A 14295-nucleotide genomic window follows, 5' to 3' on the forward strand; every position below is an offset into this window, starting at 1 on the left:
CCCCCCAACCCCAGCCACCCACCGGCCCGCACACACGCGACGAGCCCCCACCCCCTTGGGAGTAAGGGCCCGCCGGAGGCAGAAAATCGTGAAGCTCAGCCCCTCGTCAGAACGGGTCGCTGGCTGGCTTCGGCGTCGCTGGGGACGGGCTCGTTGTGGGCTGGGGCACGATGACCGGAGTTTCCTCCGCGGGCGCGGCCGCCGGGTCGTCGCCGGTTTCCACGGTCTCCTTCTCGTCGTCCTCGACCGGTTCCTCCTCGACCTCCGGAGGTTCCTCCTCCCAGCCCTCGTACTCGGCGGCGTCGTCCGGCTCGCGTTCCGGGGTCGCCTCGATGGCCTCGACGTCCTTGCGGGCCGGCGGCGGGGTAAAGGGGAGTTCCTTCGTGAGGTCGACCGGCGGTTGCTGCTCGACCACCTCGTTCTGCTCTGCCTCCGGCACCGGGTACCGCGGGGCAAGAGCCATCTGCACCGTCTGGGAAGAGTCCTCCGGGTGACCGATGGCGACGATGGCCTCGCCAACACCGAGTTCCCGTAGCTGGTTCGGGTGGACCTTGAAGCGGTCGACCTGGCGCAGGGAGCCGACTCCGGACCCGGCCGTGGTCGAGCCGAGAACGCCGATGTCCTCCTGGACCTGAAGCGTCTCCTCCCACCCCTCGTACGTCCCCAGCAGTTCGGAAACCTGCTCCGCGGACGCCTTGGTGCGGTGCAGGATCAGCACGTCCGCGTTGGTGAGCACGGCCGCCAGGAACGCGTCGGACACGTCGGCCAGGTCCGCCAGGTCCTGGGTGCACACGAACAGACCGCCGCCGGCGGCACGCAACCGCTGGAACAGCCCCGTCATCGTGCTGCCCCCGAGCCCGCTGAACTCATCGACGCCCGCGATGAACAGTCCCCCGTTCTCCCCGAAGTTCTCCGTCAGCAGCCGGTCTCCGACCGATCCGAGGTCGGTCAGGAACAGGTTGCCGATCTGCCGCGCCGCCTTCGCGTCGGTGTTCGCCGCGAGGGAGAACAGGACGATGTCGCCGCGCTTGACCGACTCGTAGAGGTCGACACCGTCCGGCGTCTCGATCAGGACGCGGCCGGCGTCGCCCGACACCAGGTTCCGGATACGGGTGGCCAGGCCCGGGATCGACCGCTTCAGATCCTTGGCCTCGGTGTTGAGGTAGTTCAGGTAGTCGCCCAGTTCCTTCTGCAGTCGAGCCGAGAAGTGGTTCGTCCGGGAGCCAAGAGACTTCAGCGTCAGCAGACGGGCCAGGTCGGGAAGGTCGCGGCGCCAGGCCCTCGTCGTCCCGTCGGGGAACAACTCGGTGACGCTTCCGCGAACCAGGTCGTCCAGGGCCCGGACGGCGTACAGCAGGAACTCTTCAGCCGCCTCTCGGTGGTGCGGCTCCGAGAACCCGCCGCCGGCCACCTGGTCCAGGCACTCCACGATCCGGCTCCGGATCTGCTCGGCGGAACCGTGCCGGATGGGGTTGTACGTCGTACCCGCCCCGGTGACCGTGACCAGTTTGAACCGGCGCCCCGCGTGATGCGCCCCTCCGGCCATAGCCTCGATCAGCATGGGGTCCGCCTTCATGTCGGCGAACAGAAACCCGATACCCAGGGGCCGCGCGTGCGAACTGACCACCAGCTCGTACACCAGTTGCTCGATCGTGCGGGATTTTCCGTATCCGGACGCTCCGGGGATGAATCCGTGTCGCCTCATCGCACGGCCGCTGATCTCACATGCTTCGCCGGTCATCTTGTCGACGCCCAGCCGGATACGCAGGTCGTCCAAACTCTGCGCCGGGGGACGGTCATCGTTCTGCGCGAGCTCCCGCAGCTTCGCCTCGATCCGCTTCTGCGGCACCGGGTCCTTCACCGTCCGCCACTCCGCCGTGAACTTCGCTCGCCGGATAAGCCAGGCTCCGCCGACCCCGGCCGCGACGGTCACGCTGAACGGAATCTGGTTGCCCACCCAGCTCGCCCAGTTCTCCTGGGCGAGTTCTGCCAGTGCGGTCCGGTTCGGGCTGTCCCAGATCGCCGTCCCCAGTTCGCGGTACGGCACTAGGTACCACCGGAAGAATCCGATCAGCGCGCCGACGACTACGGCACCCCACCCGGCCCAGCACACCCAGTGCCGGGCCCGCGGCGGGAAGCGGCGGCCGGCCGCGACCAGGACCAGCACGAGAATCGCCGCGACCGGGTTCAGGACGGCCAGGATCACCCCTGCCGCCCTCGCCACGGCCTCACCGGAGTTTGGGTTGATGGGCTGCGAACCCTGCCACTTCGTCGTAGGTCCGCCTGCGATGTTCCCTCGTGCTCGCTGGCTCCGTGGCGTACTCACTCTGCTCCCCGTTCTTCTACATCCCAGACGCGGACGAAGATCTTCTGTCCCCGCCCCAGCTCGACGGCTGAAGCGTTCGCTTCCTCCGCGGCCGACTCCACGTTCTTCAGCAGTTTGGGAAAGGCCCAGTACATGGCGTAACTGATGTGATCGGCGTTGACGTACAGCAGCATGTTCCTCACGAGACGCGGACGCGCCTTCTGGGTTCGCTCCAGCTCGTGGGCCCACACGGTTCCGTCCGGACGTAGACCCACCAGGTCCGGGTAACGGCGGCCGTGCCCGTTCTCCCCGGTCGACACCGCATAGGTGGGCTCCGTGCTCGCGTACTGGTTCGGGGTATCGCGAGCACGGATCTCCCGCTCGGTCACCAGCTCATCGTCCGGCCTGATGCTGCTGATGTACTGAGCCAGGTCGACCACGGCCAGGTCGTGGTTGTACTCCTTGATATTCGGCGTCACTGCGTTCCCAGGAATGTTCAGCAGTTCCGTCGCAGACTTCGTCAGCCAGAACACCTGAGCGCGCCGTCCTGGGAGCTGGCCGGCTGACAGCAGACCCATCGACGTCAGCGCTCGGAGCCTCCGGTACACCACCTGACGAGACGGCAGAACTCCGCCGTCTCCCGTGAACTGCCGCGTGACCTGCTCTGCCGTTACGCCGAACCACCGGCCGATCCACTCCAGAACCGGCACGTCCCGCTCAGTAAGCCGCCAGTTCTTACCCTTGGGCACCACCACTTCGCGGACTACAACCTCCACGACAACCAACTCCCACCGTGACTTACGAACGCGCGCCGTGCGGCACACGGCAAAACTCTGAGGTTCAAACCGGCCTCGCCCGCCCGCAGGGGCCGAGGAACGAGAGCCCCTGCCGTGGTGGCCGACGTAGGAGGCCACCACCAGATCAAAGCAGCCGACCCCGCCAGGGGTCGACCAAGGTCCGGCGCCCTGGTGGCAGACCAAAGGCCCCCCGGGGCCGACGTCTGCCACCAGGTGAACGCCGCCGGACCACCAAACGCCGCCCGAAGGGCGCCCACTTCAGTAACCTCGCCCGACTCCGACGGAAACTCTCCGACTCGCCCAGCCACCCACCACGGGGCGAACTCGACAGCTCGCCGCCGACGGAAGCAAGGGGACCAACACCCTCAAGACGCGGAACTCGCCACCGGCGGACAGGGTGCATCACGACGGCACAGATCAGAGCCGATCACCGTCCGCACACCGACCCACCTCCTGGTGGCACCCTCCTGGTGGCACCCTCCCGGCGAACCCACCGCCCCCCGCCGGAGCAAGTACCCCCACCGGCTTCAAGTTTCGCTGCCCATCCCCGCCCAGTAACTCGCCAGCGACAACTTGCAGATACCACTCCTCCGTACCACCCACCGGCCCACCCTAGTTCTTAAAATCTTCTCTCTCTTCTCTTGTCTTTCGTCTTTGTCTTTCTCTTTTGTCCTTGTCTTTGTCTTTCGTCTTTGTCTTTCACTCTCTCTCACTCACTCTCACTCTCCTCCTCTCAGTTCCTCTTCTACCTCCACCACACTCAACCTGTGCTCCCCCCACCCCCTCTGATCTGAACCCACGTGCTGCATCCTGACCACCCACTTCCTGAGGGACGATGGGAGTGGGTGGTCAGGATGCAGCACGTGGAAAAGGGCAGGTCAGAGGGGGTGGGGGGAGCACCCTTTGTCACACCCTGTTTTACACATGGTTTTACACCCTGCGGCAAACTCCGAGTTTGCTAGCAGGGTTCGCGTTGCCGAACTGGCGGGCGGCTACCCGGGGATACTCACCTAGGCGGCCGCTCCCCACTTCGCCATGTACCGGCGCTCGCGCAACTCGGTGACCCTGGCCTTCTGCTGGGCCGGCGTCAGCTCACGGAAACGCGCCTTCCACTCGTCTCGACGGCTCTTCCTCTCCTCCGCGGGCAAACTCGCCCACCACTGCTCGCGACGGCTCTGGTCGGCCGCTGCACGCCTCTGGAGAGCCCTCTCCTTCTGCTCCTGCCAACGGCGCTGCAGCTTCTCCCTGGTGGCCTCCCAGGACCTCGCGAAGGCACTTCGCTCGCGCTCGATCCGTGCTGCCGTTGCTGCCTTCCGCTGGGTCATAGAGCGCAGTTCCCGAACGGCCTGACCTGTGAGCTCCCAGCCCTTCCGTCCGGCCTGGGCGATGCGGAGCTTCCTGAGCACCTGGAGGCCGGTCTCCACGTTCTCCAGCTGGGCCCGGGTCGGGGTGGGGGTGGGGTGGTAGCCGCTGAGGGTGTGGAGCTGGGTGACCGTCAGGGGGCCGGGGTGGAGGGCCAGGGTCGTAGCGAGGCTGAACCAGGAGCGGCTGCGGGGGGCGGGGGTGTGACTACAAGGTGGTTCAGAAGTTTCAGCACGGAAGTCCAGGGTCAGCAGGTTCAGGCTGAACTCGTGCGACGCCTTGGGGCCCATGCTCTGGTCGTACGTCCGGGTCCGGATGAGGACTCCGTCCTCCACGAACGCCTCCAGGGCGGCCCGGATGGTGTTCCGGGACTTCCCCGTGTCGTTCTCCAGATCGCGTTCCGGCAGCGGCCGGCAGGCCAGTCCCTGACGCGCCATACGGTCCCCGATGGCCGCGAGGATGTGTTCCCTGCTGTGCCGCGTGGCGGTGGTCCAGTTCGGCCAGTGGAGTTTCCGAACGCCTGCCAGAAGCGGGCCTGTGACCTTCTTCCAGCGCTCGGACGGGGATTTCCCTGTCCGGCTGTTCCGGTGGTCGTCTACGTACTCGACAGCCGCGTTCCAGACGTGCTTCACCCACCACCGGTGGCCGCGCTTGCGGGCACGCGAGAAACCGAGGTGTGCGGGGTCGCTGACCACCTGCCAGACGGCGTCGGCGTCGAACCCCGCGATGATGAGGCGGGCCGTGGAAAGAAGTTCGCTGAGAGACCGGTCCATCCAGTAATCGGTGCCGGGCTTACGAAGACGCTCCCAGAACTCCCCCTCCGGAATCGTGGAGATACGACGCTGCCAGGGAGTTGCCGGAACCTCCTTTCGCAGAGTTGTGACCGGCCGCGTGTACTGGGGCATGTTCATGGCCCACGACGGCAGCGTGTTGGCGGCTCCCTCTACGAACTCGGGGAGGTCGACGCGGCCGCTCTTGCGGTGCGGCGCGGAGAGCGGACGGAGGGTACGGCGCCAGTCGATCTGACGGGCCGTGGCACCCCAGTGCGCGCGGACGGTCTCCACCGTCGTCTTGAACTCGGCGCGGGCGGCCTGGGTACGGAAACACGCGATCAGGTGCCAGCGGCCGGCGCCGCCGCCCGAACGTCGGGTGACGAACCAGCCGTCCAGTTCTCCGGCCCGGCTGGTGAGGTGTTCGAGCGCGCTGGTGCTCCAGTCGTCGTCGTCGCCGTCGATGTCCACGGCGACCGCGCTCTCCCGGAGGGTCGCGACGTAGGAGGCTGCGCGGCCGGTGCGGACGAACTCGGCGGCCTCACTGAGGAACTTCAGCGGCCGGTCAGTGGCCACCTTCGAGTTTCCGCTGTCGATGCAGAAGACGGGGGCAGCGAACAGGAGATCGTCCAGCAGCAGGGCGGCCACGCGGGCTCGCTCGGCTGCGCTCTCGGTGTTGTCCTCCGCCTTCTGCCGGGGCAGCGTCGGAGTGCTGGGAAGGGGGAACAGCGGCTCGGTGGCCGCGGCCCTGTGCGTACGGGGCTCGGCGGTGGGTACTCCCGTGAACGGCGCGCGTGACACACCGCTTTCGGGCAAGGAGGTGCCGGCCCGGGGACCTGTGGCTATGATGGTCTCCAGAACTGAACGACATCAGGCAGCACAAAGCCCGCATCGGGCGATGTCGCCGACGTCGATGGAAGAGGCGCTGGTCAGCTCCCTGGCGACCAACCTGATCGCTGACAGTGCCTTGGGATTCAGTTTTCGGATGGCCCCGCGGGTGAGTCCCCGGGGCGTGTATCAGTTACGTCGATATGCCCCCATGGCGACTACCCCGAGGGAGGGGTGCGTCCTGAGCCGGGTTGGACGGGCGCTGTGCACCCTCGATCCCCTCGATCTCCTTCTTCACCATCTCGGCTGTGCGCTTCCAGTCCAGCGGCACGTCGCCACGCAGCACCAGGTGCTCCACGACGGCGCCGATGAGACCGGCGGCAGCCAGGCGGGGGTGAATCTCCCGCAGCTTCGGGATCAGAGCCTCTGCCACCACCGGCGGCAGGTTGACGGTGATCCGCCAGTTCTCGCCGGAGGCAGGGTCATAGGCGCTCTCACGATTCGTGAGCATCCGCTTGTTCCCAGTCCCGGCCATGATCCGTATCTTGCCATCTCCGACCCCTTCCGTGCATCACGAATCACGCGTGTCGGAGCACTTTTTTCACGTCCGTCCCGCCCTGCTCAGCGCGGAATGTCCGGCCTTCGACCTGTTCGTATTGGCTTGCCACCGTGGCGCCGGCGCGTCAACGACGGCGGGGCTCGTGTCCTTCGCGAGGGTGACGGCTCGTCACCCTCGCTCTCTGTGAGCGTTGGACCGGGTGTCGGCTTCTACGGCAGTGCTGCACGCTGCCCTCGACCTCTCGATGTGGCCGGACATACGACGGCCCCCTCGGTGGAGAGCCGAAGGGACCGGGATGCGCTGCGTCCAGGTCGCACTGCTGGAACGTGGCTGGGACATGCGCAGGGTTCCGCGATGACGTCCCAGTCGTTGAACTCGTAGTGAGGACGACCGGAGTTCCGGGGATCTGTTGGAAGCGCTCGTTCAGGAACCCAGCGCTGACGTGAGTTTCTGAGAACGAACGCTCAGCCGGTCAGTCGCTATCCCTCCGGGAGACGACCAACTGGTGACTGCCGGGCACGTCGGCACGGACGCGCGTGACGAAACCCCGCCTCCGCAGCACCCGGTCGATCGCGGCCGCCATCGCCGCTTCGGTTTCGTCCTGCAGCTGCACGTCGGGATGCTCGTCCTCCTCGCGGTCGATGGCGTCGGCGGCCTGCTTCAGCAACTCCGCGCTGCACGCCCACCCCACGATGACGGCCCCCAGTTCGCGGGACTCTACGACGTCCACGCCGCCGCCGGCGCTGACCGGAGTAGAAGGGAGATCACTCAGGGGAAGGCCCGCGAGCTGAAGCGTGCGGTACACCTCGATGCGCAGGCCCTCAACATCGTCCACCGTGTTCTCCGCTCTTCCCGGCTCCCGTGTGCCGCTGCCGCGGCCCCGGAGAAACGCTACTGGTCACACCGGTTTCTCAGCAGCAGCGCACTGGTGCACGGCTGCGGGAACCAGCCAACCGTCCGGGAAACCCGTTCCCTGTTCGTCGCGGGCGTCCGCCCGGTACGGTCTGCCGTATGCCGGACAACGCCCTCGCGCCCTCCCTGCTCGCCGTCCCCGGCCTGCCCACACCGTGCTGCCTCGACGGCCGCGACCTCATGAAGACCTGGGTCACCGCCTATGGCGCCGCCGTGAACTCCGGGGAAGCGGCCCGGGAGGTGTATGACGCCGAGATCGCGTGGACGACGCACCAACTGGTTGTGCACCGGTTGAATCCGCCCCGGGTGGACGGCTGCCACAACTGCGTGGAGTGGGCGGCGAACCTGGGGCTGGGCCCGGACGATTCTCCGGACCTCGACCACCCCGTAGAGTACGAGGCGGCCGAGCACGCGGTCCGCCATCAGGTCTTCGACCCCATGGTTCGGCACTTCAGCGGCGGCCGTCACACTTTCGTCTGACCAGGACCTGCGACCATGCCAGAATCCACCGCCGCCCGCGATCGGCAGGACCGTACGACGGCGGCCGGACTGACCGGCACCGCCGCGGTGTGCGTCGTCCTCGCGGCCGGCTCGGGACACCGGTGGCTGGTACTCGTCGCGGCTGGTGCACTGATCGGCGCCGTGATGGTGTACCGCCGGGTCATGCGCGGTGCTTACGCGTACTGGGTCGCCTGGGCGGTGTCTCCCGTCCTGAGCCTGCTGCTTCTGTGGGCCCAGCCCTCCGACCTCCGCGATGCGGCCGCACTGCTCGCCCTGCCGTGGGCCGGGCTGAGTGCTGTGGTCGCGCTCGTGCTGTTCGTGCTGTGGCGCTCTCGCCGCGGCGGTCATCTGGACTGGGTGGTGTGGCACCCCGACCTCGGCCTCCTGCGGCGCGAGCAGACGAAGCGGGCGGCCCTCGACTGGGCCCGGTGGCACTACCGCGAGCCGAGCGTGATCGACCGCCTCGACCGGGCGCCGGGACTCGCGCGGCAACGTCCGCTCTACCCGTACGCTGACCGGCCGCTGAAACAAGCCGACCGGCCGCAGGAGTCGCTGTGACCCGGCCTCCAGAGGACGGGGCGAGGGACCGCGCCGGGGCAGGGGTCGCCGCGTTGGGTGCCAGCGCTCCCGACTGGGAGGCGGTGGACGCTCTCCTGCAGCGCCGGGGCCAGGACGCGGCCGTCGTGACCGTGGCCCTGGCGTACCTGACGGCCTGCGCCGAGTGGCGGACCGCAGAGCAGAGCGGCCGCATCGGTGTGCAACTCGACCGGTACATGAGCCGGTGGCAGCGTACCGAGAAGCTGCTCATACACCGGCTGCGCCGCCGGGCCGTGCTCAAGGCTGCCCCGCTCGGTGTCCGGCGGGCGCGGTGGCGGCAGGCACAACGGATCGTGGCCGCGCTCGACGTCCGCGGGCTCGGCGTCTACACGATGGAGCGCGAGGAAGCGCTGCACGCCTGCGGGCTCATCGCGCTCGGGGTCGTCCACCACCTGGTGGCGGGAGCGGCCCTGCCTGCCATCTGCTCGACCAGCACCGAGTGGGCCTGACGGCCAGGGACAGGCGCCCTTCTGTCAGCACCTGCCGGTGGATGGTCACACGTACCGGTGGTCCTTCCGCGTGTCGGGGGCGGGCTCTCTCCCGGCTCGGGCACGGTGGGGTGGTGCGCCGTCTCCTGTCCGCCCTCGTCCTGCTCGCTGTGGGGTGCACGGGGTGCGTCAGCGTCGCCGGGCAGGCTCCGCACCCGGACGGCACACGGCCCCCGGCGAATGCCCGGCCGATGATCTTCCCGGAGACGCCGCTGCCCTCACCTCCACCCGCTCTCGAAGCGCTCGTGGACACCTCCGAGGACTCGGCAGGTTCCGCGACGTCCTCCCCCCGGCCGGCGAAGGAGACCCGGAAGGCGCCGCCACGGTCCCCGGCCTCTCCAGCCCGCGCCGCACCGGCCCCCGCCGAACGCCGCGCGGCTCCGCGTCCGCGCCCCCGGGTCAAGCACGTGACCCCACGGCCGCGTGCGGTGCCAAAGCGGCCTCCGGTTCGTCCCCGCCCTGCCCGTTCGTACGACATGGGTACGGTGTGCGCCATGTCGAAGGGGACCGTCGACCCCTCCCTCTCGCAGCTGTGCGAGTCGACCTATGGCCGGTGAGATCAGCGCCCGGGTCCGATATTCTCGCGTATTAAGACGCGAGAATGGGAGAAGCGATCATCACCACGTCAGCAGCGGAGTCCGAGGGGCCTGCCGAGAACGCGACGCTCAGCAGCGTCGGAGCCGCGATCACCGAAGCTCTCTGCGCGGGGTGGCAGGACATCCGCCGCCATCATCCCGACGTGCCGGACGCCGTGGTGACGATGGGGACTCGGCACGGCAAGCGCCTCTGGGCCCACTTCTGGGCAAAGCAGTGGAGCCTCACCGGCGGCGAGACGGTCCCGGAGGTGTGGATCGCCGCCGAGGGCCTGGCCCGTGGCGCCGCCGACGTGATGGGCAGCCTGCTGCACGAAGCCGCCCACGGGCGGTGTTCCACCCGTGGGGAGGAGGACTGCAACGCTGCCCAGTACCACAACAAGTTCTTCCGGGACTCGGCTCAGGTGCTCGGGCTCTCCGTGGAGCGCTCCGAGCGCAAGGGCTACTCGATCACCTCGATCACGGACATCGCACGGCAGCGCTACCGCGAGCCGATCGCCGCACTGGAGGCGGCGATCCGGGCGGAGCGAACGATCCCGGCCTCGGGCGTCACCGCCAGCGGCAAGACGCGGCGGGACACCAACTACCGGCCGGCGAGCTGCCAGTGCCGTCCCGTGCGCACCCTGCGGGCGGCGGCGGGCACCTGGGAGGGGCCGCCGGTGATCTGCGGCGGGTGCAACAAGCCCTTCGTGATGACGTCCTAAGCCGCGAGACGCAGGGACATGGTCGCGCTCTGCTCCCAGTCCGGGACGCTGTCGACGTACTCCCAGAACGCCCGGCTCTTGGGTGCGTGACGGGAGTGGATGGCGACCTGGTGCGGTGGCTTCTTGCTGCGCAGGGCGGCCTGGATGAACCCGCGCCTCATGCTGTGCCCGGTGATGCGGCGGCCCTGCTGCAGAGCACGGCGGAGGCGGAGCCGCCAGCCGGAGAGGATGCTGCTGGCCTCGGCCTCGCTGTCGGTCGCCGCCGCGGCGGCGACCGCCTCCGCGCGGTCTTCCCAGACCTCGGCGACCGCCCGTTCGTCCTCGTCCTTGATGAGCCCGGCCGCGCGGGCGGCCGTCTTGATGATGGTCCGCACGGTCCGGGCAGTGATGCCGCCCTGGCGGTCGGCGTCGTCGTTGCGGCGGCCGGCGGCGTCCGCGCCGATCTTCCCGTGCCGGTCGATCCGGCGAAGGAGGGGACCGTCCGTGAGCTGCCCGGCGTCGGCGAGGACGTCGAACCACCGCCGCACGGCGGTGACCGGGCACAACTCCGGTGCGTCCAGGGGCGCCAGGATGCGGACGGTCTCGCCCTCGGCGTCCTGGTCCGCCTTGGACTCCCTGACCTCGACCTCCAGCGCGGGAACCTCGTGGATCTCCCCGGTCTCCTCGTCCGTCAGCTCCACGGTGAGGATGCGGATGTCGTGGATGTTGAGGGCGGCCGGCTCGCTGCACCGCCCGGCCATCCACCAGTCGAGCACCAGCGTGACCGCGTCCCGCGCCCCGCGCGGGGTGCTCACGTTCAGGGTGGCGACCATGCGCCGCAGGTCTTCCGGGGTCACGCCGTCCGCCTTCAGCGGGCCGGGACGGACACCCCCGATCCCCTTCGCCTCATGCTTGGCGCGTCCCCGGATGACGCCCTCGATCGCCTTCAATTCCTCGGCGTCCAGCGGCGAACCGTCCAGCGCCCGCATCCCGCGCAGGGTGCCCGACATCGCTTGCAGCGTCTTGACCGGGTGCCCCCGGTCGGCCAGGGCAGCGATGAACGACGCCACGGCGCCGCGCTCGGCGGTGTGCCAGTCGACGTCGCTGCACCACTGCGCGTACTCCTGCCAACGCCAGGCCCGCGCGTCCCGGCTCGACCGCGGGACGCTCTCCTCGAACCACTTGGCGGCGGACGCCGACAGGCGCATTCCGGTCCTGGTGGTCACCGTCTCCATCTGCCGGGCGATGGGGCGAGACGGCGAGAGGGCGATGTCAGTGCTGGTCACGGCAGGGGCCTCCGGGTCTTACTTCCGCTTGGTGCGGGTCGGCGGGAGCATGGCGCGTACGGCGGCCGCCGCGTCCTGGGCGGCCTGGTGGACGGCTTCGGCGCCCGTGCCGGACGCCCGGGTCATCGCCTTCAGCGCGTTCAGCAGCGTGGCGACGGGGTCCGGGGTGCCGTCGAGCGGCTGGGCTCGGTAGACCAGCACGGCTTCGCCCGGGTCGGACGGCAGCGTGGCGGGGAAGATCTCGACCTCCATCCGGCCGGCGCGGTAGGCGAATGCGATCTCCAACCGACGTCGCTCGTCCGGCAGCCCGGTCAGGTCGAACTCCTCGCCGTCCAGCAGCAGTTCCACCAGGGGGAAGACGGCGATGCCGCGTCCGCTCCGCAGGGCGGTGTGGACGCGGGTCTTGATCGCTTCGGCCTCGGGCCCCCACCCCTGGGTGCGGGCCTGCTCGTAGGTCTGGCTCACCGGCCCGTGCCCTCCGTGCCCTGGGTGTCGTTGTTCAGGGTGCGCATCTTTTCCTGCACTTCCGCGGCGGTCAGCCGGATCAGGCGGTCTCCCCGGAAGGGCTCGTCCGGCGGGGAGGGGAGGGGGAGAACTGCGGTGGGAGCATCCGCTGGTACGGCCGGTCTGCCGTACACCGCCTTCAGTGCGTCGGTCAGCGCGTCGTGCCGTGCGGCACCCCGGGCGACGCCTTCGAGACATGCCGTCAGCTTCCGGGCCTGCGCGCTCAAAGGCGCCCCGGCTGCGGCCAGTCGCCCCAGTTCCGCGGCCTCGACGGCAACCTCCTCGGCGAGACGCTGCACATTCCCGGCGGCCGTGGCGATCTGCTCGTCCAGCCGGTCCCGCCCGGCCTCCGCCCGGGTGTACGGGGCGGTCACCGCGCGCCCTGCCGGTCGCGGGCGGCCCGGATCGGAGCACACCGCCCGCAGGTTTTCACCGAGCACACCGGAGCATCCCCCGACCGCCACCGGTACTCGTGACAGTGCTGGTCACGGCCGGTCTGGGGCACCTGCTCCAGGGCGGTCCGGATCGCCTCGCGGGCCTCGTCCAGCGCGGCGGGCCGGCTGGGGGCCTCCTGCAGAAGCTCCAGCGCCCGGCTCAGGGACGCCCTGCCGGACGCCAGGCCGGGCAGCTCGGCGAGCGGGACCAGGTCCCCGCGCTGGGCGTCCGCCGCATCGGCCTCCATGCACCACCGGCCGTACGGCATCCGGTCGCCGGTCACTCGCCGTTCTCCGGCCGCTCGACGGTGAACTCGACCCGCTGGACGCCGAAGTCGTCCGTGACGGCCCGCTCCTCGTACGAGAGGCCGGCGGCGTCCAGTTGGGCCCGCGTCTGGTCGACGGCGCTGGTCTTCCCGCTGTTCAGCGGGCCCAGGATGGCGGCCCCCTCGGCGCCGTCCAGGATCGTCACCGGTCCGCCGCCGAACAGCTCGGGCGACACCAAGGGCTGGACGGACACCGTCTTCTCCTCGCCTCCCCGGGCGATGCCGCGTCGATCGACCACCGTGGTGGTCCACCCGGTGAGGTCGCCCTGCGGATCGGTGTCGACCAGGCCGGTGGCCCGGCCTTCGCGGGCGAGCTGGTCGAGCAGTTCCGGGCCGCTGACGCCGCGGCGGTCGGCTTCGGCCTGAAGCAGCCGCTGGACGTCCTCGGCCGACCGGCCGGGCTCCTCGGTCTCGTCTCGCTCCGGCATCGCCGCCCCCTCCGGTAGTTGTCAGCGCCTGTTGTAGGCGTCTGCAAGCGCGCTGTTTCTGATTTCCGCTAAGGAGACGGTATCGGAAATCAGCCCGCTGGCAGGGGCCTTCGGCGTCGCCCGGACGGGTACTTCGGCTGTCTAACGGTTCTGTGAGAGCGATTCTCCGCTCCGGCGCCCGCGCGGCCGGTGGGCCGGTGCCCGCTCTCGTCGGCGCGCGAGGGGAGAAGGCAGCGACGGCGGCGGCCGGAGGGGCGATCCGCTGTGTGCCGTTCTGCGGGATTCGCTGTCGGACCCAGTAGGCACCTGCACTGAAATGAAACCTCTGTCTCAGATCGGCGTGTGTCGGATCATGCCTGATCAAACCCCATGCCGAATCAATTTCATTGCGTTGCATTGCATTACGTTTCATTACATTGCATTGCGATCTTGAAGCGGGTTCGACTACACTGCGGAGTCGGGTCGGTACACCGGTCTTCGCTGAGAGCCGTCCTGCTGCACATGTTGGAAGTTCCGCACAGTGGCAAAGGGGAGGACAACAAGGTGAAGAACCGCCATCGGTCTGTGAGGCGGGTCGCTACGGCGGCCGCCGCGGCGGGCATTGCCGTACTCGTTGCCGGGTGCTCATCCCAGGACGAAGGGGAGAAGGGCGCATCCGGTGGGGGTGGCGCCTCCGACACCACGGCGGCCGCCGTGCAGGTCGCCCGGACCTACCAGAGCGCGGTCAACGACGACGACTGGGCGAAGGCGTGCGGCCTGCGGACCGAGCGCTACCGGGACGGCTCCGTGAAGGAGTGCGTCGCCGAGAACGCGCCGAAGACCCAGAGCCCGGAGCCGACCGCGAGCGAGTCCGAGGAGTTCCCGCCGCTTCGCCGGGCGGACGGCTCGGTCGTGAGCGGCAAGCCGAAGCCGAGCGCCAGCG

14 protein-coding genes and 1 pseudogene are annotated in these 14295 nt (G+C 69.3%); 5 read left to right on the forward strand and 10 right to left on the reverse strand.

Annotated features, from left to right (window positions below):
• Positions 1 to 106: 106 nt before the first annotated feature.
• The 5 genes from IG54_RS0136350 to IG54_RS0136370 all read right to left on the reverse strand — a co-directional run bounded on the left by IG54_RS0136350 (position 107) and on the right by IG54_RS0136370 (position 7456).
• Complete coding sequence (locus IG54_RS0136350; protein ID WP_158709000.1) at positions 107 to 2224, reverse strand: hypothetical protein; 2118 nt, start codon at positions 2222 to 2224, stop codon at positions 107 to 109.
• Positions 2225 to 2322: 98 nt separating this feature from the next.
• Complete coding sequence (locus IG54_RS0136355) at positions 2323 to 3081, reverse strand: hypothetical protein (protein WP_158709001.1); 759 nt, start codon at positions 3079 to 3081, stop codon at positions 2323 to 2325.
• Between the two features lie 1031 nt (positions 3082 to 4112).
• Entirely contained in the window at positions 4113 to 6035 is a 1923-nt protein-coding gene (locus IG54_RS0136360; protein ID WP_030795157.1) for a hypothetical protein, read from the reverse strand.
• Between the two features lie 220 nt (positions 6036 to 6255).
• Positions 6256 to 6597: a hypothetical protein gene (locus tag IG54_RS0136365; RefSeq protein ID WP_158709002.1), complete on the reverse strand. Its 342-nt coding sequence runs from the start codon at positions 6595 to 6597 to the stop codon at positions 6256 to 6258.
• 496 nt (positions 6598 to 7093) lie between these two features.
• Positions 7094 to 7456, reverse strand: coding sequence for a hypothetical protein (locus tag IG54_RS0136370; RefSeq protein ID WP_030795163.1), 363 nt, complete (start codon positions 7454 to 7456; stop codon positions 7094 to 7096).
• A gap of 176 nt (positions 7457 to 7632) precedes the next feature.
• Between IG54_RS0136370 and IG54_RS0136375 the strand changes: the two genes are divergently transcribed.
• The 4 genes from IG54_RS0136375 to IG54_RS0136390 all read left to right on the forward strand — a co-directional run bounded on the left by IG54_RS0136375 (position 7633) and on the right by IG54_RS0136390 (position 10416).
• Entirely contained in the window at positions 7633 to 8013 is a 381-nt protein-coding gene (locus IG54_RS0136375) for a hypothetical protein (protein WP_030795166.1), read from the forward strand.
• Between the two features lie 15 nt (positions 8014 to 8028).
• Entirely contained in the window at positions 8029 to 8592 is a 564-nt protein-coding gene (locus tag IG54_RS0136380) for a hypothetical protein (RefSeq protein ID WP_030795168.1), read from the forward strand.
• Positions 8589 to 9080 (forward strand): hypothetical protein, encoded by a 492-nt coding sequence (locus tag IG54_RS0136385; RefSeq protein ID WP_030795171.1) that lies wholly within the window; start codon positions 8589 to 8591, stop codon positions 9078 to 9080. The genes IG54_RS0136380 and IG54_RS0136385 overlap by 4 nt, the downstream gene beginning before the upstream one ends.
• Positions 9081 to 9720: 640 nt before the next feature.
• A complete protein-coding gene (locus IG54_RS0136390) occupies positions 9721 to 10416 on the forward strand; it encodes a hypothetical protein (protein WP_030795174.1) in 696 nt (231 codons plus the stop codon).
• Here IG54_RS0136390 and IG54_RS0136395 read toward each other — a convergent pair.
• Genes IG54_RS0136395 through IG54_RS0136415 form a run of 5 tightly spaced genes read right to left on the reverse strand, consistent with a single transcriptional unit; the run spans position 10413 to position 13373 of the window.
• Complete coding sequence (locus tag IG54_RS0136395; RefSeq protein WP_030795177.1) at positions 10413 to 11681, reverse strand: hypothetical protein; 1269 nt, start codon at positions 11679 to 11681, stop codon at positions 10413 to 10415. The two genes, IG54_RS0136390 and IG54_RS0136395, sit on opposite strands and share 4 nt — an antisense overlap.
• Positions 11682 to 11699: 18 nt before the next feature.
• Positions 11700 to 12146, reverse strand: coding sequence for a hypothetical protein (locus tag IG54_RS0136400; protein WP_030795180.1), 447 nt, complete (start codon positions 12144 to 12146; stop codon positions 11700 to 11702).
• A complete protein-coding gene (locus IG54_RS0136405) occupies positions 12143 to 12559 on the reverse strand; it encodes a hypothetical protein (protein WP_030795183.1) in 417 nt (138 codons plus the stop codon). The genes IG54_RS0136400 and IG54_RS0136405 overlap by 4 nt, the downstream gene beginning before the upstream one ends.
• Entirely contained in the window at positions 12556 to 12903 is a 348-nt protein-coding gene (locus tag IG54_RS0136410; protein WP_030795186.1) for a hypothetical protein, read from the reverse strand. Before IG54_RS0136410 ends, IG54_RS0136405 begins: the two co-directional genes overlap by 4 nt.
• Positions 12900 to 13373: a hypothetical protein gene (locus IG54_RS0136415; RefSeq protein ID WP_030795189.1), complete on the reverse strand. Its 474-nt coding sequence runs from the start codon at positions 13371 to 13373 to the stop codon at positions 12900 to 12902. Before IG54_RS0136415 ends, IG54_RS0136410 begins: the two co-directional genes overlap by 4 nt.
• Before the next feature lie 564 nt (positions 13374 to 13937).
• Here IG54_RS0136415 and IG54_RS42380 point away from each other — a divergent pair.
• Positions 13938 to 14295 (forward strand): annotated as a pseudogene (locus tag IG54_RS42380) (hypothetical protein); the annotation flags it as partial.

This window comes from Streptomyces sp. NRRL S-920, assembly GCF_000717945.1.
In the GTDB taxonomy this organism is placed as follows: domain Bacteria; phylum Actinomycetota; class Actinomycetes; order Streptomycetales; family Streptomycetaceae; genus Streptomyces; species Streptomyces alboniger.

Excerpts from the sequence above, each read along its gene's own strand:
- IG54_RS0136365 (WP_158709002.1), bottom strand. The coding sequence starts at position 6,597 with ATGGCCGGGACTGGGAACAAGCGGATGCTCACGAATCGTGAGAGCGCC.
- IG54_RS0136375 (WP_030795166.1), top strand. The coding sequence starts at position 7,633 with ATGCCGGACAACGCCCTCGCGCCCTCCCTGCTCGCCGTCCCCGGCCTG.
- IG54_RS0136380 (WP_030795168.1), top strand. The coding sequence starts at position 8,029 with ATGCCAGAATCCACCGCCGCCCGCGATCGGCAGGACCGTACGACGGCG.
- IG54_RS0136390 (WP_030795174.1), top strand. The coding sequence starts at position 9,721 with ATGGGAGAAGCGATCATCACCACGTCAGCAGCGGAGTCCGAGGGGCCT.
- IG54_RS0136415 (WP_030795189.1), bottom strand. The coding sequence starts at position 13,373 with ATGCCGGAGCGAGACGAGACCGAGGAGCCCGGCCGGTCGGCCGAGGAC.